18 protein-coding genes and 2 tRNA genes are annotated in these 19,765 nt (G+C 62.6%); 13 read left to right on the forward strand and 7 right to left on the reverse strand.

Annotation, left to right across the window (positions count from 1 at the left end):
* Positions 1-2 precede the first annotated feature (2 nt).
* The 12 genes from tpiA (at position 3) to KSS95_RS06550 (ending at position 11,014) form a co-directional block, all read left to right on the forward strand.
* A complete protein-coding gene (tpiA, locus tag KSS95_RS06495) occupies positions 3-758 on the forward strand; it encodes a triose-phosphate isomerase (protein WP_217852655.1) in 756 nt (251 codons plus the stop codon).
* Between the two features lie 4 nt (positions 759-762).
* A complete protein-coding gene (gene secG / locus KSS95_RS06500; RefSeq protein WP_217852657.1) occupies positions 763-1,155 on the forward strand; it encodes a preprotein translocase subunit SecG in 393 nt (130 codons plus the stop codon).
* A gap of 21 nt (positions 1,156-1,176) precedes the next feature.
* Positions 1,177-1,262, forward strand: a tRNA-Leu gene (locus KSS95_RS06505).
* Between the two features lie 98 nt (positions 1,263-1,360).
* Positions 1,361-1,437, forward strand: a tRNA-Met gene (locus KSS95_RS06510).
* A 129-nt stretch (positions 1,438-1,566) separates the two neighbouring features.
* Positions 1,567-2,025 (forward strand): ribosome maturation factor RimP, encoded by a 459-nt coding sequence (gene rimP, locus KSS95_RS06515; protein ID WP_167659473.1) that lies wholly within the window; start codon positions 1,567-1,569, stop codon positions 2,023-2,025.
* Positions 2,026-2,084: 59 nt separating this feature from the next.
* Positions 2,085-3,566: a transcription termination factor NusA gene (gene nusA, locus KSS95_RS06520; protein ID WP_134691574.1), complete on the forward strand. Its 1,482-nt coding sequence runs from the start codon at positions 2,085-2,087 to the stop codon at positions 3,564-3,566.
* Between the two features lie 27 nt (positions 3,567-3,593).
* On the forward strand, positions 3,594-6,134 hold the full coding sequence (infB, locus tag KSS95_RS06525) for a translation initiation factor IF-2 (protein ID WP_217852659.1): 2,541 nt from the start codon (positions 3,594-3,596) through the stop codon (positions 6,132-6,134).
* Between the two features lie 117 nt (positions 6,135-6,251).
* Positions 6,252-6,650 (forward strand): 30S ribosome-binding factor RbfA, encoded by a 399-nt coding sequence (gene rbfA / locus KSS95_RS06530; RefSeq protein WP_217852661.1) that lies wholly within the window; start codon positions 6,252-6,254, stop codon positions 6,648-6,650.
* A 3-nt stretch (positions 6,651-6,653) separates the two neighbouring features.
* Complete coding sequence (truB, locus tag KSS95_RS06535; RefSeq protein ID WP_217852663.1) at positions 6,654-7,571, forward strand: tRNA pseudouridine(55) synthase TruB; 918 nt, start codon at positions 6,654-6,656, stop codon at positions 7,569-7,571.
* Positions 7,572-7,720: 149 nt separating this feature from the next.
* Positions 7,721-7,990 (forward strand): 30S ribosomal protein S15, encoded by a 270-nt coding sequence (gene rpsO / locus KSS95_RS06540; protein WP_023629335.1) that lies wholly within the window; start codon positions 7,721-7,723, stop codon positions 7,988-7,990.
* 248 nt (positions 7,991-8,238) lie between these two features.
* Complete coding sequence (gene pnp / locus KSS95_RS06545; protein ID WP_134691570.1) at positions 8,239-10,344, forward strand: polyribonucleotide nucleotidyltransferase; 2,106 nt, start codon at positions 8,239-8,241, stop codon at positions 10,342-10,344.
* 319 nt (positions 10,345-10,663) lie between these two features.
* A complete protein-coding gene (locus KSS95_RS06550) occupies positions 10,664-11,014 on the forward strand; it encodes a BON domain-containing protein (RefSeq protein ID WP_028691248.1) in 351 nt (116 codons plus the stop codon).
* A 93-nt stretch (positions 11,015-11,107) separates the two neighbouring features.
* On the opposite strand, the gene KSS95_RS06555 is transcribed toward KSS95_RS06550, so the two are convergent.
* Entirely contained in the window at positions 11,108-11,410 is a 303-nt protein-coding gene (locus KSS95_RS06555; protein WP_217852664.1) for a heme-binding protein, read from the reverse strand.
* Positions 11,411-11,470: 60 nt separating this feature from the next.
* Here KSS95_RS06555 and KSS95_RS06560 point away from each other — a divergent pair, with 60 nt between their 5' ends.
* A complete protein-coding gene (locus tag KSS95_RS06560) occupies positions 11,471-11,884 on the forward strand; it encodes a VOC family protein (RefSeq protein WP_217852666.1) in 414 nt (137 codons plus the stop codon).
* Between the two features lie 100 nt (positions 11,885-11,984).
* Here KSS95_RS06560 and KSS95_RS06565 read toward each other — a convergent pair whose 3' ends face one another.
* The 6 genes from KSS95_RS06565 to acs form a co-directional block, all read right to left on the reverse strand.
* Positions 11,985-14,921: a DUF748 domain-containing protein gene (locus KSS95_RS06565; protein WP_217852668.1), complete on the reverse strand. Its 2,937-nt coding sequence runs from the start codon at positions 14,919-14,921 to the stop codon at positions 11,985-11,987.
* 79 nt (positions 14,922-15,000) lie between these two features.
* Complete coding sequence (locus KSS95_RS06570; RefSeq protein ID WP_217852669.1) at positions 15,001-15,870, reverse strand: oxygenase MpaB family protein; 870 nt, start codon at positions 15,868-15,870, stop codon at positions 15,001-15,003.
* A gap of 31 nt (positions 15,871-15,901) precedes the next feature.
* Positions 15,902-16,252 (reverse strand): antibiotic biosynthesis monooxygenase family protein, encoded by a 351-nt coding sequence (locus KSS95_RS06575; protein ID WP_217852670.1) that lies wholly within the window; start codon positions 16,250-16,252, stop codon positions 15,902-15,904.
* A 35-nt stretch (positions 16,253-16,287) separates the two neighbouring features.
* Complete coding sequence (locus KSS95_RS06580) at positions 16,288-17,271, reverse strand: zinc-dependent alcohol dehydrogenase family protein (protein WP_217852671.1); 984 nt, start codon at positions 17,269-17,271, stop codon at positions 16,288-16,290.
* Positions 17,272-17,434: 163 nt separating this feature from the next.
* On the reverse strand, positions 17,435-17,737 hold the full coding sequence (locus KSS95_RS06585) for an ArsR/SmtB family transcription factor (RefSeq protein WP_217852673.1): 303 nt from the start codon (positions 17,735-17,737) through the stop codon (positions 17,435-17,437).
* A gap of 76 nt (positions 17,738-17,813) precedes the next feature.
* Complete coding sequence (gene acs, locus KSS95_RS06590; protein WP_217852675.1) at positions 17,814-19,748, reverse strand: acetate--CoA ligase; 1,935 nt, start codon at positions 19,746-19,748, stop codon at positions 17,814-17,816.
* Positions 19,749-19,765 lie beyond the last annotated feature (17 nt).

Here is a 19,765-nt window from a genome sequence, read left to right on the forward strand (position 1 = left end):
GCATGCGTCGCCCCATGGTAGCTGGTAACTGGAAGATGCACGGTACCCGCGCTAGCGTCGTAGAGCTGACCCAGGGCTTGGGCGATCTGCCCCTGCCAAGCGGTGTGGTAGTCGCGGTGTTTCCACCGACCCTGTTCATCAATCAAGTGATCGATGGCCTGGAAGGCAAAGGAATCAGCGTAGGCGCACAGAATTCTGCAGTACAGCCTGAACAAGGCGCACTGACCGGCGAAGTTGCCCCGAGTCAGTTGGCTGAAGTCGGTTGCAAGTATGTGCTGGTTGGGCACTCCGAGCGTCGCCAGGTTATTGGCGAAAGTGACGAAGTGCTGAATCAAAAGTTTGCAGCGGCGCAGCAAAGTGGTTTGACGCCAGTGCTCTGTATAGGGGAAACTCTCGCAGAGCGCGAAGCCGGCGAGACGCTTGAAGTTGTAGGGCGTCAACTAAGCAGTGTTATCGACGTGTTCGGTATCAAGGCTTTCGCCAATGCAGTTATTGCCTATGAGCCTGTTTGGGCCATCGGTACTGGTTTGACGGCCTCGCCACAGCAAGCCCAGGATGTGCATGCAGCCATCCGCAAGCAGTTGGCGGCGAAGGACGCCGAAGTTGCAGAAAGTGTGCAGCTTCTCTACGGCGGCAGCGTGAAGGCGGCCAATGCGGCCGAACTGTTCGGCATGCCGGATATCGATGGGGGGCTCATTGGTGGAGCGTCCCTGAACGCAGACGAATTCGGTGCAATTTGTCGCGCCGCAGGAAACTGAACAAATGCTGGAAACAGTCGTAGTTGTTTTTCATCTGTTGGCGGCGCTGTCACTGGTAGTTATGGTGCTGCTGCAACAGGGTAAAGGTGCGGAAGCAGGTGCATCTTTCGGCGCAGGTGCTTCAAATACTGTGTTCGGAAGCCAAGGTTCCGCTACCTTTTTGAGTAAAGTTACTGCTATACTTGCTGCCACTTTCTTTTTGACTGCACTTGGGTTAGGATACTTCGCCAAGCAGCAGGCTCACCAGCTGACTCAAGCTGGTCTGCCAGATCCAGCAGTGCTGGAAGTCAAAGAGCCAAAGCCGGCAGTCAATGATGATGTACCGGTGCTCCAACAGCAGAAGAGCGAAACCACCAACGCTGGTGACGTACCTCCTCCGGCCAAAGAGCAGCAGTAACGGGTTTCAAGAAGTAGTATTGCCGAGGTGGTGGAATTGGTAGACACGCAACCTTGAGGTGGTTGTGCCCATAGGGTGTAGGGGTTCGAGTCCCCTTCTCGGTACCAATTGAAGCATGAGAGCCCGCTTTAGCGGGCTTTCTTGCAGGTGGAGGTTGGATTGACCCTGCACAGGGTTCGGTCTTATACTTTCGCCCCAGCTTTGTCGCGGGGTGGAGCAGCTTGGTAGCTCGTCGGGCTCATAACCCGAAGGTCGTTGGTTCAAATCCAGCCCCCGCAACCAGCTTCAGCAGAGCCCCTTTTCAGGGGCTTTTTGCTAGCCGACAGTTTTCGGCGCCGTTGTCCAACGGCGCTTTCAGGGATGGGCGCTTCGCCCATTTTTTATTTGCACAGCATGCACGAGGGGGTTCAGGTGTCGAGCAAGCTAGAACAGTTGCAGGCCTTGTTGGCCCCGGTGGTCGAGGGTCTGGGCTATCAGTGCTGGGGGATCGAATACGTTTCCCAGGGTAAGCATTCGGTACTGCGCATCTACATCGACAAGGATGGCGGCATCCTGGTGGAGGACTGCGAAGCGGTCAGCCGTCAGGCCAGCGCGATTCTCGACGTGGAAGATCCGATCAGCAGTGAATACACCCTCGAAGTTTCTTCGCCTGGCATGGATCGCCCACTGTTCACTCTGGAACAGTTTGCCTCGCATGCCGGCGAACAAGTGAAGATCAAGCTGCGTTCACCCTTCGAGGGTCGTCGTAACTTCCAGGGCCTTCTCCGTGGTGTGGAGGAGCAGGATGTGGTGGTCCAGGTGGACAACCAGGAGTTCCTGCTGCCGATCGACTCGATCGACAAGGCCAATATTATTCCCAGTTTTGACTGAGACGTGCCGGGCCCGGTGGACTTTCCGGGGCCAATGGCTTGCGCAAGGCGAGGCGTACGATGAGCAAAGAAGTACTGCTGGTTGTTGAATCGGTATCCAACGAAAAAGGTGTACCGCCAGGCGTCATTTTCGAAGCGCTGGAAGTGGCCCTGGCCACTGCAACCAAAAAACGTTTTGAGGACGAAGTCGACCTGCGTGTGGAAATCAACCGCCACACCGGTAGCTACGAGACCTTCCGCCGCTGGACCGTGGTCGATGAAAACGACCTGGACGATCCGGCAATCGAGACCTGGCTGGAAAAGATCCAGGACACGCACCCGGACGCCAAGGTCGGTGACGTGATCGAAGAGAAGATCGAGTCGATCGAGTTCGGCCGCATCGCCGCCCAGACCGCCAAGCAGGTCATCGTGCAGAAGGTCCGCGAGGCCGAGCGCGCACAGGTGGTCGACGCCTACCGCGAACGCGTCGGCGAGATCATCTCCGGCACCGTGAAGAAAGTCACCCGCGACAACGTCATCGTCGATCTGGGCAACAACGCCGAGGCGTTGCTGGCCCGCGAAGACATCATTCCCCGTGAGACCTTCCGGGTTGGCGTGCGCCTGCGCGCGCTGCTCAAGGAAATCCGCACCGAAAACCGCGGCCCGCAGCTGATCCTGTCGCGCACCGCGCCGCAGATGCTGATCGAGCTGTTCCGCATCGAAGTGCCGGAAATCGCCGAAGGCCTCATCGAAGTCATGGCCGCCTCCCGTGATCCGGGTTCGCGTGCCAAGATCGCCGTCCGCTCCAAGGACAAGCGCATCGACCCGCAAGGTGCCTGCATCGGCATGCGCGGTTCGCGCGTCCAGGCCGTATCCGGCGAGCTGGGTGGCGAGCGTGTGGATATCGTCCTGTGGGACGAGAACCCGGCGCAGTTCGTCATCAACGCCATGTCGCCGGCAGAGGTTGCCGCGATCATCGTTGATGAAGATGCCCATGCGATGGACATCGCCGTGGCCGAGGACAACCTGGCCCAGGCCATCGGACGTGGCGGCCAGAACGTCCGTCTGGCCAGCCAGCTGACTGCATGGACCCTGAACGTGATGACCGAGAAGGACATCCAGGCCAAGCAACAGGCTGAGACAGGCGACATCCTGCGTAACTTCATCGAGGAACTGGAAGTCGACGAAGAACTGGCACAAGTGCTGGTCGACGAAGGCTTCACCAGCCTCGAGGAAATTGCTTACGTACCGTTGGAAGAAATGCTCAACATCGATGGCTTTGACGAGGACATCGTCAATGAGCTGCGCGCTCGTGCCAAGGACCGTTTGTTGACCAAAGCCATCGCTACCGAAGAAAAACTGGCAGACGCCCATCCGGCCGAAGACCTGCTCTCCCTCGAGGGCATGGACAAGGACCTGGCGGCGGAACTGGCGGTGCGCGGCGTGGTTAACCGCGAAGACCTGGCCGAGCAGTCGATTGACGACCTGCTCGACATCGACGGCATCGACGAAGAGCGTGCCGGCAAGTTGATCATGGCCGCCCGAGCCCACTGGTTCGAGTAATTAGGCGCGGCCTGAGGAGAGAAGTGCATGACGCAAGTCACGGTGAAAGAACTGGCCCAAGAGGTCGAGGCACCGGTAGAGCGCCTGCTGCAGCAGATGCGTGAGGCAGGTCTGCCGCACACCGACGCCGGTCAGGTAGTGACCGATAATGAGAAGCAGACCCTGCTGACCCATTTGAAGAGCAGCCACAAGAGCAAGGCGGAAGAGCCGCGCAAGATCACCTTGCAGCGCAAGACCACCAGCACTCTGCGTGTCGCCGGTAGCAAGAGCATCAGCGTAGAAGTACGCAAGAAGAAAGTCTTCGTGCAGCGCAGCCCGGAAGAGATCCAGGCTGAGCAGAAGCGCGAGCAGGAAGAGCGCCGCGCCGCTGAAAACGCCGCGCGCGAGAAGGTCGAGGCCGAAGTGCGCCAGCGCAACGAGGAGCAGGCTCGCCGTCAGGCCGCCGAAGCCCCGGCTGCGGCGCCTGCGCCCAAGGCTGAACCCGCTCCTGTCGCTGCCCCGGTAGTGGCCAACGCGCCGGTGTCCGAAGACGCCGCCGCGCGTGCTGCCGAGCGCAAGAAAGACGAGACCCGTCGCAACGAAAGCCGTACCCGTGATGACGATCGTCGCGGTGGTGGCCCAGCGGCTGCCGGCCGTGGCGATGCGCCGCGCATGTCGGTCAAGGTCAAGGTCAAGGAGAAGGAAAAGGCTCCGACCCCTCGCGCCGCACCCCGTACCACCGACGAGGAAAGCGATGGCTTCCGTCGTGGCCGCGGTGGCAAGGGCAAGGGCAAGAAGCGCAATGCGCATGGCTTCCAGAGCCCGACGGGTCCGGTCATTCGTGACGTGACCATCGGCGAGACCATCACCGTCTCGGAACTGGCGCAACAGATGTCGGTCAAGGCCGCTGAAGTCGTCAAGTTCATGTTCAAGCTGGGTACCCCGGTCACCATCAACCAGGTGCTCGACCAGGAGACCGCGCAGCTGGTCGCCGAAGAGCTGGGCCACAAGGTCACCCTGGTCAGCGACACCGCCCTGGAAGACTCCCTGGCCGAATCGCTGAAGTTCGAAGGCGAGACCACCTCGCGTGCGCCGGTCGTGACCGTCATGGGCCACGTCGACCACGGCAAGACCTCGCTGCTCGACTACATCCGTCGTGCCAAGGTCGCCGCTGGCGAAGCCGGTGGTATCACCCAGCACATCGGTGCCTACCACGTCGAAACCGACCGTGGCATGGTTACCTTCCTCGACACCCCGGGCCACGCAGCGTTCACCCAGATGCGCGCACGTGGTGCCAAGGCCACCGACATCGTCATCCTGGTGGTGGCGGCGGACGACGGCGTGATGCCGCAAACCCGCGAAGCCGTGCAGCATGCCAAGGCCGCTGGGGTACCGCTGGTCGTGGCCGTGAACAAGATCGACAAGCCAGGTGCAGACCTCGATCGCATCCGTAACGAGCTGTCCGTCGAAGGCGTGACCTCTGAGGAATGGGGTGGTGACACGCCGTTCGTCAAGGTTTCGGCGAAGATGGGTACCGGTGTCGACGAGCTGCTCGAAGCTGTCCTGCTGCAGGCCGAGATCCTCGAACTCAAGGCCACCCCGACCGCTCCAGGTCGTGGCGTGGTGGTCGAGTCGCGTCTGGACAAGGGCCGTGGCCCGGTGGCGACCATCCTGGTTCAGGACGGTACCCTGCGTCAGGGCGACATGGTCCTGGTCGGCTCCAACTATGGCCGCGTGCGTGCCATGCTCGACGAGAACGGCAAGCCTGTGAAGGAAGCTGGCCCGTCGATTCCGGTCGAGATCCTCGGCCTGGACGGCACCCCGGATGCCGGTGAAGAGATGTCGGTGGTTGCCGACGAGAAGAAAGCGCGTGAAGTTGCGCTGTTCCGTCAAGGCAAGTTCCGTGAGGTCAAGCTGGCCCGTGCTCACGCCGGCAAGCTGGAAAACATCTTCGAGACCATGGGTCAGGAAGAGAAAAAGACCCTCAACATCGTCCTCAAGACCGACGTGCGCGGTTCGCTCGAGGCGCTGCAAGGTTCGCTCGGCGGCCTGGGCAACGACGAAGTTCAGGTGCGCGTCATCGGTGGCGGCGTCGGTGGTATCACCGAAAGCGACGCCAACCTGGCGCTGGCTTCGAATGCAGTACTGTTCGGCTTCAACGTGCGTGCCGATGCCGGCGCGCGCAAGATCGTCGAGCAGGAAGGTCTGGATATGCGTTACTACAACGTGATCTACGACATCATCGAAGACGTCAAGAAGGCCCTGACCGGCATGCTCGGCAGCGATGTTCGCGAGAACATCCTGGGTGTCGCCGAAGTGCGTGACGTGTTCCGTTCGCCGAAGTTCGGCGCCATCGCTGGCTGTATGGTCATCGAGGGTACCGTGTACCGCAACCGTCCGATCCGCGTACTGCGCGACGACGTGGTGATCTTCGAAGGCGAACTGGAATCGCTGCGTCGCTTCAAGGACGATGCCTCCGAAGTGCGTAACGGCATGGAGTGCGGTATTGGCGTCAAGAGCTACAACGACGTCAAGGTCGGCGACAAGATCGAAGTCTTCGAGAAAGTCCAGGTGGCTCGTACCCTGTAAGGGCCGAGCGTGGTGCAGGCCCCGCCCCAGGGCGGTTGCCGGCACCTCTGAAGGTAGCGCCCGGTCAGGCTTTCCGCTTGACCGGGCGTTTGCCGCTTTAAGATACAGGTAGCAAGAATGGCAAAAGAATACAGCCGTACCCAACGTATCGGTGATCAGATGCAGCGTGAGCTGGCCGAGCTGATCCGCCGCGAAGTCAAAGACCCGCGCGTCGGCCTGGTGACCATCACCGCCGTCGACGTCAGCCGTGACCTGGGCCATGCCAAGGTGTTCATCACCGTGATGGGCCAGGACGGTACCGACGCCGTGCCGCAGACCCTCAAGGCCCTCAACAGCGCCGCGAGCTTCCTGCGCCTGCACCTTGGCCGCGTCATGCAGTTGCGCAGCGTGCCACAGCTGCATTTCCACTTCGATGAGAGTGTCAGCCGTGGTGTCCACCTGTCGGCGCTGATCGAACGTGCGGTGGCCGAAGACCGCCTGCACAAGGATGCCGACGAGCCGGACACCAAGGAGTAAGCGGTGGCCCAGGTCAAACGTATCCGCCGCAACGTCAGCGGCATCATCCTGCTCGACAAGCCGCTGGGGTTCACCTCCAACGCCGCGCTGCAGAAAGTTCGCTGGCTGCTCAATGCCGAGAAGGCCGGCCACACCGGCAGCCTCGACCCCTTGGCCAGTGGCGTGCTGCCGCTGTGCTTCGGCGAGGCGACCAAGTTTTCCCAGTACTTGCTCGATTCCGACAAGGGCTATGAAACGGTCATGCAGATGGGGCAGACCACGACCACGGCGGACGCCGAGGGCGAAGTGCTGCAAACCCGGGAAGTGACCGTTGGTCGCGCCGACATCGAAGCGGTGATTCCGCGTTTTCGGGGTGAAATCAAGCAGGTACCGCCGATGTACTCGGCCCTCAAGCGCGATGGCCAGCCACTGTATAAACTGGCGCGTGCAGGAGAGGTAGTGGAGCGCGAGGCGCGTTCTGTTACTATTGGCCGCTTGGAGTTGCTCGAGTGCGAAGGCACCCGTGCGCGCCTGTCGGTGGGTTGCAGCAAAGGCACCTATATCCGCACCCTGGTGGAGGATATCGGTGAGGCGTTGGGCTGTGGTGCCTACGTTGCCGAACTGCGCCGGACCCAGGCCGGGCCCTTCGCGCTGGCACAGACCGTGACGCTCGAGGAACTCGAACAGGCCCACGCCGAAGGTGGCAACGAAGCGCTCGATCGCTTCCTGATGCCCTCGGACAGCGGCCTGCAGGACTGGCCCCTGGTGGTGCTTTCCGAGCACAGCGCGTTCTACTGGCTGCATGGCCAGGCGGTACGCGCCCCGGATGCGCCACAGTTCGGCATGGTCCGGGTACAGGATCACAACAATCGCTTCATCGGTATCGGTGAGGTGAGCGAGGACGGGCGCATTGCGCCGCGTCGACTGATTCGGTCGGAATGACCGGAACCATCGGTGCAGGCTTCGGCTGAAACCGGTGGACTCGAGGGTGGCTGTTATTAGGCACGGTCACACCTCTTCTTATTAATACGGGGACTTGTCCCTGGCCTATTGGAGACCGTTCGCGGGATCCGTTTATCAGGAGAAGCCAAATGGCCCTCAGCGTCGAAGAAAAAGCTCAGATCGTTGCAGACTATCAGCAAGCCGCCGGCGACACCGGTAGCCCGGAAGTACAGGTTGCTCTGCTGACCTTCAACATCAACAAGCTGCAAGGCCACTTCAAGGCCAACGAAAAAGACCACCACTCCCGTCGTGGTCTGATCCGTATGGTCAACCAGCGTCGTAAGCTGCTGGACTACCTGAAGGGCAAGGACACCACTCGTTACAGCGCCCTGATCGGTCGCCTGGGCCTGCGTCGCTAATAGCGGCCTGGCCAGTGGTGTTGCATGGCGTGTCGCATTCCTCGGCAAGGCTGCCTGGCAGCCCTGCCGTTGGACACGCCGCGCGATCTGCGAGGTTGGCAGCCTGGTCTGCCGAGCGGTTCATCCGCTCGGCGCCAGGCTCCCAGCCTCGTGTTGTATCTGGACGGTCGATGGGGCCGATTCCCCGTACTGCCCAAGAATTCGCAAGAACCAGTTCCCCCAAGAGCCACTGAAAAAGGTAGGAAACCGTGAACCCGGTAATCAAGACGTTCCAGTTCGGTCAATCGACCGTTACTCTCGAAACGGGCCGCATTGCCCGTCAGGCCACCGGCGCCGTGCTGGTCACCGTCGACAACGATGTCACCGTGCTGGTGACCGTGGTCGGTGCCAAGCAAGCCGATCCGGGCAAGGGCTTCTTCCCGCTGTCCGTGCACTACCAGGAAAAGACCTACGCCGCCGGCAAGATCCCTGGTGGTTTCTTCAAGCGTGAAGGCCGTCCTTCCGAGAAGGAAACCCTGACCTCGCGCCTGATCGACCGTCCGATCCGCCCGCTGTTCCCAGAAGGCTTCATGAACGAAGTGCAGGTTGTCTGCACCGTCGTCTCCACCAGCAAGAAGACCGATCCGGACATCGCTGCGATGATCGGTACCTCGGCTGCCCTGGCCATTTCCGGCATTCCGTTCGAAGGCCCGATCGGCGCAGCCCGCGTCGCCTTCCACGAAAGCACCGGCTACCTGCTGAACCCGACCTACGAGCAACTGGCTGCCTCGAGCCTGGACATGGTCGTCGCCGGTACCGAGTCCGCCGTACTGATGGTTGAATCGGAAGCCCAAGAGCTGACCGAAGACCAGATGCTGGGCGCCGTCCTGTTCGCCCACGACGAATTCCAGGCCGTCATCAAGGCGGTCAAGGAGCTGGCTGCCGAAGCCGCCAAGCCGACTTGGGACTGGAAGCCTGCCGTTGCCAACACCGAGCTGTTCAACGCCATCCGCGCCGAATTCGGCGAAGCGGTGTCGCAGGGCTACACCATCACCGTCAAGGCCGACCGCTACGCGCGTCTGGGCGAGCTGCGCGACCAGGCCGTTGCCAAGTTCTCCGGAGAAGAAGGCCAGCCATCGGCCGGCGAAGTCAAAGACATCTTCGGCGAGATCGAATACCGCACCGTTCGCGAAAACATCGTCAACGGCAAGCCACGTATCGACGGCCGTGACACCAAGACCGTGCGTCCGCTGAACATCGAAGTCGGTGTGCTGCCCAAGACCCACGGCTCGGCCCTGTTCACCCGTGGCGAAACCCAGGCCCTGGTCGTCGCGACCCTGGGTACCGCCCGTGACGCCCAGCTGCTGGACACCCTCGAAGGCGAGAAGAAAGACCCCTTCATGCTGCACTACAACTTCCCGCCGTTCTCGGTGGGCGAGTGTGGCCGCATGGGCGGTGCCGGTCGTCGTGAAATCGGTCACGGCCGTCTGGCCCGCCGTTCGGTCCAGGCCATGCTGCCGGCCGCCGACGTGTTCCCGTACACCATCCGCGTGGTCTCGGAAATCACCGAATCCAACGGTTCCAGCTCCATGGCTTCGGTCTGTGGCGCTTCGCTGGCCCTGATGGACGCCGGTGTGCCGATGAAAGCCCCGGTTGCCGGTATCGCCATGGGCCTGGTCAAGGAAGGTGACAAGTTCGCCGTCCTGACCGACATCCTCGGTGACGAAGACCACCTCGGCGACATGGACTTCAAGGTAGCCGGTACCGCCAAAGGCGTTACCGCGCTGCAGATGGACATCAAGATCAACGGCATCACCGAAGAGATCATGGAAATCGCCCTGGGCCAGGCCCTGGAAGCGCGCCTGAACATCCTCGGCCAGATGAACCAGATCATCGGCGAGTCGCGTACCGAGCTGTCGGCCAACGCCCCGACCATGATCGCGATGAAGATCGACACCGACAAGATCCGTGACGTCATCGGCAAAGGCGGCGCCACCATCCGCGCCATCTGCGAAGAGACCAAGGCTTCGATCGACATCGAAGACGACGGTTCGATCAAGATCTTCGGCGAAACCAAGGAAGCGGCGGATGCTGCCAAGCAGCGCATCCTGGGCATCACCGCCGAGGCCGAGATCGGCAAGATCTACGTCGGCAAGGTCGAGCGCATCGTCGATTTCGGCGCCTTCGTCAACATCCTGCCGGGCAAGGACGGCCTGGTGCACATCTCCATGCTGAGCGATGCTCGCGTCGAGAAAGTCACCGACGTGCTGAAGGAAGGCCAGGAAGTCGAAGTGCTGGTACTGGACGTGGACAACCGCGGCCGTATCAAGCTGTCGATCAAGGACGTCGCTGCCGCCAAGGCATCCGGTGTCTAAGCCCTGAGCGGCTGAAGAAGGACCCTTCGGGGTCCTTTTTTTTGGCCTGCCGCGGCCCCCGCAGGGCTGGCGAAGCAGGCGGCGCGACGATTGGTTCGCCGGCAAGCCGGCTCCTACGGGGTTTTGGCCTTGCATCTTGCATTCAGGTTTGCGCCGCAGCTTGCAAAATGCACGACGCCAAGTATTTTGGAATCTAGCTAAGTTATTGATTTATAAGGAATCAAGCGAAACGAAAAAACTGGCACAGCCCCTGCAACATCACTCCTACCTGACGCCAGGAACCACGGCGCAGACCTTTCGAAAAACAGGAGTGACTCACATGAAGAAGTTCGCCATTGCTGCCGCTACTGCTACCGCTCTGACCCTGACCATGGCCAACGCAGCTTTCGCTGCCCAGTCCACCCAGGCCCCGATGACGCTTGCGGCCGGTGAGGTGACCAAAGCCAAGGAAGCCACTTCCGACACCTGGATCACCACCAAGGTGAAGGCTGACCTGATGACCGAGAAAGGCGTGCCAGGCAGTGACATCAAGGTCGAAACCAACAAGGGTGTAGTGTCGCTGTCCTCGGACGTGGCCATCACCGATGCGCAGAAAGAGATGGCAGTGGCCATCGCCAAGAAGATCAAAGGCGTGCAGGCCGTCTCGGCGGATGGCCTGAAGTCTGAATAAGGAATGTCCCGTCGGCCAAAAGGAGTTGGCCACCCCTTCAAGCAAAAGCCCCGGCATCTGCCGGGGTTTTTGTGCATGCCCGCCTCAACACTCTCACCGCTGCGGATTACACGCGACCACATCGCCCTCGAAGCACACCTGCTCGACAATCAACGGCTCCACCAATGGCCGACTGTCGCGAAAATGCGCGGTCTGGGTATGGGCGTCGTACGCGGCATCGTCCTGGTAGATCTCGTACAAGTAAATCACGTCGGGGTCATCCCGGTCCTGCGCTACATCGAACACCAGGCAGCCCGGCTCGGTGGCCACCGAGGCGGCGGCATTGGCCTGGATGGCGCTCAGGAAGGCATCGGCACTGCCGGGTTTGACGCGGGTCTTGATAAACAGGCTATACACAGGGTGCTCCTTTTGTTTTAAATTCACAGTAGAATTGTATACAAAAAAGGAGCCTTGCCCATGTCCGATCTACCTGTGCGTCCTGGTCGCTTGAATGGCCTGCGTCACATTGCCCTGTTGGTCCCCAACCTGGAGGAGTGCGAGCGTTTCTATGTCGATGTGCTGGGCATGGAGGTGCTGAACCGGGCCAACGAAGACCTGGTGTACCTGACCTGCGGCAACGACAACCTGTCGCTGGGGCGCGGGGCAGGGGCGGCCAATGGGCTGCAGACCCTGGATCACTATGGCTTCATTGTCGACAGCGTCGAGGAACTGGAGGCCTGGTACCAGTACTTCAAGGCCCGTGGGGTGACCTTGCTGGATCGTCCGTTCAACCATGGCGATGGCGCGCGCAGCTTCCATTTGCTGGATCCGGCGGGGAACAAGGTGCAGCCGCTGTATCACCCGGCGGTGTCGGGGCAGCGGCTGGCCTGAGGGAATGCTGTAGGAGCCGGCCTTGCCGGCGAACACCGGCTTGGCCGGTGCCTGCTTCGCCAGCAAGGCTGGCTCCTACAGGCGAACGCGGATCGGATACCTACTCGGCATCCAGGTGCATCGGCGTCACCACGCGCCCGTCGCTTTCGGCCTGACCGAGGTTGGTGTCGATGAAGTACACCCGGTCATCCTCAAGCTGCCCCTTGTCCACCAGGTAATCCTTGATGCTGCTGGCACGCGCCTGGCCAAGGTTGCGCAGCAACACGGCGCTCTGCGCCCAGGACGTGATCACCGCCTCGCGCAGCTTGGCGGTGCGCTCGTCGCGGCCGAGCTTTTCCCACTCGGCGGGCGGCTGCTGCTTGAGGCGGTTACGGTAGATGCCTTCGAGCATCGGCGGTTTGTCGCTGTCGTCGATCACCAGCAACGAGGCGTTGGCCGGAACCTTGTCGCCACGGCGTTGCAGGATCTTGTACCAGGTGGCCTGGTATTCGCGTTCCAGGCGCTGCTGGGCGATCAGCGGGCCGTCGCTGCTTTGCGCGGCGGTGCCTTCGATCTCCAGGCGCAGCTCTGGGCGCTCCTTGAGCGCCGAGGCCAGCTTGTCGAGGGACGATTGCACCTCGGGGGTCAGGTCGCTGGAGCCGGCGGCGAACGAGACGTTGCCCAGGTCTTGCGAACCTCCGCCCGAGACCAGCCCGCCAAGCAGCTTGAACGGCGCCTGGGCCGCGCGCAACACCAGGTTGCGCAGGGTCTGCCAGACAATCGGCATCACGCTGAACTGCGGGTTGTTGAGATCGCCCGATACCGGCAGCTCGATGGAGATCTTGCCTTCGGTGTCCTTGAGCAATGCCACCGCCAGGCGGATCGGCAGGTCCACCGCGTCCGGGCTGTCGACCTTCTCACCCAGCTGCAACTGTTCGACCACCACCTTGTTCTCGGCCTTGAGCTGGCCATTGGTGATCAGGTAGTGCAGGTCGAGGTTCAGGCGGCCCTTGCGGATGCGCAAACCCGCGAACTTGCCCGAGTAGGGCGTCAGGGTGGTCAGTTCGACGCGCTTGAAGCTGGTGGCGATATCCAGGCTGGCCATCGGGTCGAACGGATTGAGCGCCCCCTTGATGGTCACCGGCGCATAGCGGTCGACCTTGCCCTTGATATCCACCTTGGCCGGCATCGGCTTGCGGTTGTCGATGGTGCCGATCTGGCCGTTGAGTTGTTGCACGGCGGTGGCGAAGTTCGGCGTCAGGGTCAGGTCGGCGAAGTTGGCCGAACCGTCGTTGATGCTGATCTGGCCGATATGGATACCCAGCTCCTTGCCGCTGCCGGCGGCAGCTGGTTTGCTCGTGGCCGGGGCAGGCTTGTCGGCGGGCTGTGGGATCAGCAGGTCGTCGACGTTGGTGGTGCGGTCTTCGTTGATGATGAAGCGCGCATAGGGCTGCAGCAGGGTCACCTTGTCGATCGACAGGGCGTCGCCGTGCACGTACGCCAGGCCATCGACGTTGACCTGCTGCCATTTGACGAAGTCGCGGTTCTTGATGGTATCCAGGGTATGCAACTGGCTGGCCTGGGCCTTGCCGGTGATGCTGAAGGCCAGCGGCTCGGTGCTCTTGAGGTCGACCTTGAGGTCGCTGGAGAGCATGCCGCTGCGCAACTCGAGGCGGATGAACGGGCTGATGTAGGCCTGGGCCACGCGCAGGTCGATATCGCGGGTGGCGACCTCGAGCTTGGCGGTCACCGGGGCCAGGTTGACCTGGCCGGCAGCTTGCAGCTTGCCCTGCTTGCCCACCCCGGTGTCGAGCTTGAGGGTGAAGGGCGACTGGTTGAGGCTGTCGAAGTTCTGCAAGTCGAGGTTCAGCGGGCCGACATCCAGCGCCACCGGTTCCTTCTGGCTACGGTCGGCCAGGTGCACCATGTAGTTGCGCGCCTGTACGTCCTTGAGCAGCACCTGCCAGGGCTTGCTTGGCGTGGCGGCGGCCTTTTCCTGGTCGCTCGGTTCGGCAGTGGCTGGCTCGGCCTTTTCCTTGGGGGTGGCCTTGTCTGGCTGGCTGGCGAACAGCTTCTGCCAGTCGAGCTGGCCGTCTTTTTCCAGGGCGGCCCAGGTCTCGAGCTTTTCGCTGCGGATCTTGCCGACCGTGACCAGCTGCTTGGCCAGGTCGATGGAGGTCTCGCTCACCTCGAGGCTGGCCAGGCGCGCCAGCGGGCGGCCGTCCGGGGCCTTGATGGCGAAGGGCGCGACCCGGACCGAGGTGTTGTCGAGCAGCAGCTCGGTCTCCTTGGCCAGGTTGAGCTTGTAGTGGGTATCGAGGCTGACCATGCCGTCTTCCAGCACCAATGGCACGGCATCGCGCACGTAGGGCCAGAACAGCTTCATCTTGCCGTCGCTGATCTTCAGGGTGCCTTCGGAGGCAATCGGCGTCAGGCTCAGGGTGCCGCTCCAGTCGATGCGTCCACCGGCCGGGCCGTTGGCCACCAGGGTCATGTCGGCGTTGTCGTCGGGCAGGGTGCTGAGGTTCTTCAGCTCGAGGTTCATCGAGTCGTAGAGGAACTCGATCGGCTCGCTCGGGCGCAGGTCCTCGAAGTGCAGGTAGCCTTCGTTGAGCTTGATGCTGGCAATGCGTACCGGGAACGGATCGCTGGGCGGCTCATCGGCTTTCGGCTCGCTTGGCGGCAGCTTGAACAGCTGCGCCAGGTTGAGGCTGCCGTCCTTGGCGAACAGCAGCTCGGTGCGCGGCTTGTCCAGCTCCACGGCGTCCAGGCGCAGGGCCTTGGTCCACAGGCTGTCCAACGACAGGTTGGCATACAGGCGCTCGAAGCCGACCTGCTCCTTGCCAGGCTCGCCGATCTGCAGGCCCCAGAGCGTCAGCTCGAGGCTGAACGGGTTGAGCTCGATGCGTTGCAGGTGCGCAGGCACCGTGGCGTATTGCGCCAGTTGCTGGTTGGCGATGCGCAGGGCGACGCCAGGGAGAATGAGAAAGCCGAGCAGGCTGTACAGGGCCACGAGGGCCAGCAGGGCGCCGAGGGCGCGGGTCAATCCTTTGGGCATGTGTCGCTTCGTCTGTATCAGGCTGGAGTGCTTGGAGTATGGCACGTTAAATCGGTTCCGATGAGGCGACCAAAATACCTCATTCCAGGCCCATGCGCCGTCGCGCACGGTGCGCCGAACCGTCGCGCATGGCCCAGCGCAGCATCGGCGCGGTATTCATCAGGCCCAGGCGCACCATGCGCCGCTGCAATGGCCCTTGCTGCAAGTCGAGCATGGCGCTGGCCCAATCGGGCAGCAGGTCGATGCCAGCCGCGAGCATCAGCTTGCCCACTGGCTGTGCCAGGCGGCTGGGCGCTGGGGCCTTGAGCAGGATGTCGACCACCTCCAGGCTGCGGGCGTCACAGCGCAGTTGCGGGCGCATGCGCTGCAGGTAGGCCTCGATCTCGGCGCAGCAGCTTGGGATGTCGCGGGCGCCGAGGCGTTCGGCGACCAGGGCGATCTCGGCGTAGTAGGCATCCTGGCTGGCCCTTGGCAGGTGCGGGTTGCGATAGCGCAGGTGGGCAGCGAGGAAGCTGCTGACCTCGGCCACGTGCACCCAGGTCAGCAGCTCGGGGTCGCTGGCGGCGTAGGGACGGCCGTCGGGGGCGGTGCCGGCCACCTTGAGGTGGAGGGTGCGCACCTTGTCGATCAGCCACTCGGCATCCCGGGTCGAACCGAAGGTGGTGCCAGAGATGAACTGGCTGGTGCGGCGCAGGCGCCCCAGCAGGTCGCCGCGAAAGTTCGAATGGTCCCATACCCCGGCCAGGGCCAGAGGGTGCAGCAATTGCAGGAGCAAGGCGCTGATGCCGCCCACCAGCATGCTGGGAAAGTCGCCATGCACCTGCCAACTGAGGCTGTCGGGGCCGAACAGGCCGGGATCGCCCTTGGGCGACTCCAGGTCGAGCTGGCCGAGGGCCAGCCCGGTGAGGCTCATGACCTGGGTTTCGATGCGACGACGTAGGGCTTCCATGGCGACCTGTGCTGGCCGCCATGGCGGCCGTCTATGGGGTTGGAGGTTTGTCGTTCAGCCGGGCATCAGCCGGGCCGGCGGGGGGCGACTCGAACGCGCCTCCCTGGACATGATAAACCGTCGGCTCCTCGGAAAAATACGGCGCCAGGTGGGCCATGAAGCGCTGGTGGTCTTCGCTTGCTTCGAAACCAGGCGAGTGATCCTCGAGCGAGTGCCAGTGCACGATCAGGTTGAACTGATGGGGGCTCTCGACCCCCTGCGCGAGCAGGTGGCTGATGTGCCCTTTGGCCCGGCTGAGCAGCGGGGCGACTTCGGCGAAGGCGTGCCTGAAGCTTTCGATGCGCGCCTGGCGGATGGGGAGTATGGCGATTTCGTAGATCATGGCGGTTCTCCGGATCGAACGGGGTAATGGGCGCGTCAAGCGCAGGCACGTTCGGGCGCAGGCACGACGGCAATGGCGATCTTCCCTTGCAGGCCGTTGTTGGGGCTTTGCAGGCGGGCATGGGCGTGGGCAACCTCGGCAAGCGGATAGATGGCGCCCACGTGTGGACGCAGTTGCCCGCGCTCGACCAGGGCACTGAGCTCATCGAGCTTGCCGCGCAGCTGCCGGGTGAAGACGAAGTGGTAGCTCGCGTTCTTGCCCCAGGCCTGAATGAGGTTCTGCGGTTGCGCGATGTCCACGATCGAGACCACGCGCCCCAACTGCGCCAGGGCGTCCGGGCTGCGAGACAAGGCATCGCCGCCGATGGTGTCGAACACCACATCGACACCGCGGCCTGCTGTTTCCTCCTGGATGACGTCGACATAGTCCTGGCGTTCATGGTCGATGACCACATCGGCGCCCATGCGCCGCACGAATTCGCCGTTCGCTGCGCGCACCGTGGTGAAGACCCTGGCGCCCATCGCCTTGGCCAGCTGGATCGCCACGTGGCCGACACCTCCGGCACCGCCGTGCACGAGGATGCTCTCGCCCACCCTGAGCGCTGCGCGGACCACCAACGCCTCCCAGGCCGTACCGCCGACCAGGCTCAGGCTTGCCGCCTCGAGATGGCTCAGCGACGGCGGCTTCAGGCCGACAATGCCTTCGGCGGCGACATGGTACTCGGCGTAGCTGCCCGAGCCTTCGAAGATCTGTGGGGTGTACCACACCTCGTCGCCGGGCCGGAACGCCGTCACGCCAGGTCCGACGGCTTCGACGACGCCGGAGACATCGTGCCCGGTAATGGCCGGCAGCGGCACCAGGTCGGGATAGTCACCACGGCGAACCTGGTAGTCCAGCGGGTTGATGGAGGTGGCATGCACCCGGACCAGCACCTGCCCGGCCTGTGGCACCGGTTTGGCGACATCGCGATAGGCGAACGCGTCCGGTCCGCCAAAGGCGTCCAGTATCAATGCTTTCATGGTAGTTCCTCGCTTCGGTAAAAAGGGATATCGGGAAATATCGATGTGTTGACGTGTAATGACACTGCTATTGCGTTCCTGGGCGCCCTGGCACCTCGATGATTGCTCTTTTCGTTAAAACGGGATATCGGGAAAAGTCGATATATTGAAATGGAAGAAGACCTTAGAGTTCACTCCCGATCAGCTCCGCAAGGACGCTGATAGCCGCTTCGTTGCGCTTGTAGTAGGTCCACTGACCTATTCGGCGGACCTCGACCAGGCCTGCACGCTGCAGGGTGGCCAGGTAGTCGGAGACCGTTGACTGCGACAGCCCGACGCCTTCCTGGATACTGCTCACACAGACACCCACGGTGTGAACGTCACCTTCGTCCTGTGGCGGAAAGTGTTTCACCGGGTCTTTCAGGCCTTTGAGGATCTCGAGGCGGGTGCGGTTCGAGAGTGCCTTGAATACGTCGAGCAGTTCCATGGCACGATAATATCGGTATTTTCCGATATGTCAATTCGCCGCAGGACGGCCGGTGGAGGCCGTCCTGCGCAGCTATCTATTGGTTCAGGCGCTTGTCGATCAGGCCCTGGACCACGCTCGGGTCGGCGAGGGTCGAGGTGTCGCCCAAGTTGTCCAGTTCGTTGCAGGCAATCTTGCGCAGGATGCGCCGCATGATCTTGCCCGAACGGGTCTTGGGCAGGGCGGGCGCCCACTGGATCAGTTCAGGTTTGGCGAAGCTGCCGATCTCCTTGCTGACCAGGGCCAGCAGTTCGGCCTTGAGCGCGTCGTCCGCTTCGACGCCGTTCATGGGGGTGACGAAGGCATACACACCCTGGCCCTTGAGGTCATGTGGGTAACCGACCACGGCCGCCTCGGCAACGCTGTCGTGCAGCACCAGGGCGCTCTCCACCTCGGCGGTGCCGATGCGGTGGCCGGACACATTGATCACATCGTCGATGCGGCCGGTGATCCAGTAGTCGCCATCGGCGTCGCGGCGAGCGCCGTCACCGGTGAAGTAGTACCCGGGGAAAGGTTTGAAGTAGGTGTCGACCATGCGCTGGTGGTCGCCATAGACGCTGCGGATCTGCCCCGGCCAGCTGGCCTTGATCGCCAGCAGGCCGGCGCCGGGGCCTTCGATCAGCTTGCCTTTGTCGTCCAGCAGTACCGGTTGCACACCGAACATCGGCTGGGTGGCGCAGCCCGGCTTGAGCCGTGGCGTGCCGGGGAGGGGGCTGAGCATGATGCCGCCGGTTTCGGTCTGCCACCAGGTGTCGACAATAGGGCAGCGTTTTTTTCCGACGGCTTCGAAATACCATTCCCAGGCCTCCGGGTTGATCGGCTCGCCGACGCTGCCGAGCAGGCGCAGGCTCTGGCGCGAGGTGCCCTGCAAGGGCTCGTCACCCTCGCGCATCAGCGCACGCAGGGCCGTGGGCGCGGTGTAGAAGATGTTCACCCGGTGCTTGTCGACCACCTGCCAGAAGCGCGAGGTGTCGGGGTAGTTCGGCACGCCTTCGAACATCAGCGAGATCGCGCCGTTGGCCAGCGGGCCGTAGACGATATAGCTGTGGCCGGTCACCCAGCCGACGTCGGCGGTGCACCAGAACACCTCGCCGTCGCGGTAGTCGAAGACCGTCTTGAAGGTCATGCTCGCCTGCAGCAGGTAGCCGGCGGTGCTGTGCAGCACGCCCTTGGGTTTACCGGTGCTGCCCGAGGTGTAGAGGATGAACAGCGGATCCTCGGCGTTCATCGGTTCGGCGGGGCAGTCGTCAGCGGCCTTTTCCGTCACTTCGTGGTACCAGAGGTCGCGCCCGTCGCGCCAGGCCACATCAGCGCCGGTACGCTTGATCACCAATACGCTGCTCACCGCCGGGCAGCTGGTGAGCGCCTTGTCGACGTTCTGCTTGAGCGGAACGCGCTTGCCGCCGCGCACGCCTTCATCGGCAGTGATCAGGGTGCGGCAGTCGGCGTCGAGGATGCGGTCGCGCAGGGCATCGGGGGAGAAACCGCCGAATACCACCGAGTGGATGGCGCCGATGCGCGTGCAGGCGAGCATGGCGTAGGCGGCCTCGGGGATCATCGGCATGTAGATGCACACGCGGTCGCCCTTTTTCACACCACGGGCTTTCAATGCGTTGGCCAGGCGGCAGACCTGGCGGTGCAGCTCGCGGTAGCTGATGGCCTTGCTGTCGCTGGGATCATCGCCCTCCCAGAGCAGGGCGGTCTGTTCGCCACGTGTGGCCAGGTGGCGGTCGATGCAGTTATGGCTGACGTTCAACTGGGCACCGTCGAACCAGCGGGCACTGCCAGTCTTCAGGTCGCACTGCTGCACGCTCGACCAGGGCTTGATCCACTCCAGGCGCTTGGCCTGATCGGCCCAGAAGGTATCGGGATCGTCCACCGACTGGCGGTAGAGGCGACGGTAATCCTCGTCGCTGAGGGTGGCGGACTGGCTCACGGCCAGGGCCTGGGGAAAGTCACGGATATCGAACATGGCGGTGGTCCTGCTCT

The sequence above is a fragment of the Pseudomonas muyukensis genome (assembly GCF_019139535.1).
GTDB lineage: Bacteria > Pseudomonadota > Gammaproteobacteria > Pseudomonadales > Pseudomonadaceae > Aquipseudomonas > Aquipseudomonas muyukensis.

What these genes read in the sequence shown, in the direction of transcription:
- rpsO (WP_023629335.1), top strand. Translation starts at nt 7,721, where the DNA reads ATGGCCCTCAGCGTCGAAGAAAAAGCTCAGATCGTTGCAGACTATCAG.
- KSS95_RS06565 (WP_217852668.1), bottom strand. Translation starts at nt 14,921, where the DNA reads ATGCCCAAAGGATTGACCCGCGCCCTCGGCGCCCTGCTGGCCCTCGTG.
- acs (WP_217852675.1), bottom strand. Translation starts at nt 19,748, where the DNA reads ATGTTCGATATCCGTGACTTTCCCCAGGCCCTGGCCGTGAGCCAGTCC.
- secG (WP_217852657.1), top strand. Translation starts at nt 763, where the DNA reads ATGCTGGAAACAGTCGTAGTTGTTTTTCATCTGTTGGCGGCGCTGTCA.
- tpiA (WP_217852655.1), top strand. Translation starts at nt 3, where the DNA reads ATGCGTCGCCCCATGGTAGCTGGTAACTGGAAGATGCACGGTACCCGC.
- infB (WP_217852659.1), top strand. Translation starts at nt 3,594, where the DNA reads ATGACGCAAGTCACGGTGAAAGAACTGGCCCAAGAGGTCGAGGCACCG.
- nusA (WP_134691574.1), top strand. Translation starts at nt 2,085, where the DNA reads ATGAGCAAAGAAGTACTGCTGGTTGTTGAATCGGTATCCAACGAAAAA.
- KSS95_RS06575 (WP_217852670.1), bottom strand. Translation starts at nt 16,252, where the DNA reads ATGATCTACGAAATCGCCATACTCCCCATCCGCCAGGCGCGCATCGAA.
- KSS95_RS06550 (WP_028691248.1), top strand. Translation starts at nt 10,664, where the DNA reads ATGAAGAAGTTCGCCATTGCTGCCGCTACTGCTACCGCTCTGACCCTG.
- KSS95_RS06585 (WP_217852673.1), bottom strand. Translation starts at nt 17,737, where the DNA reads ATGGAACTGCTCGACGTATTCAAGGCACTCTCGAACCGCACCCGCCTC.
- KSS95_RS06560 (WP_217852666.1), top strand. Translation starts at nt 11,471, where the DNA reads ATGTCCGATCTACCTGTGCGTCCTGGTCGCTTGAATGGCCTGCGTCAC.
- rbfA (WP_217852661.1), top strand. Translation starts at nt 6,252, where the DNA reads ATGGCAAAAGAATACAGCCGTACCCAACGTATCGGTGATCAGATGCAG.
- KSS95_RS06580 (WP_217852671.1), bottom strand. Translation starts at nt 17,271, where the DNA reads ATGAAAGCATTGATACTGGACGCCTTTGGCGGACCGGACGCGTTCGCC.
- KSS95_RS06570 (WP_217852669.1), bottom strand. Translation starts at nt 15,870, where the DNA reads ATGGAAGCCCTACGTCGTCGCATCGAAACCCAGGTCATGAGCCTCACC.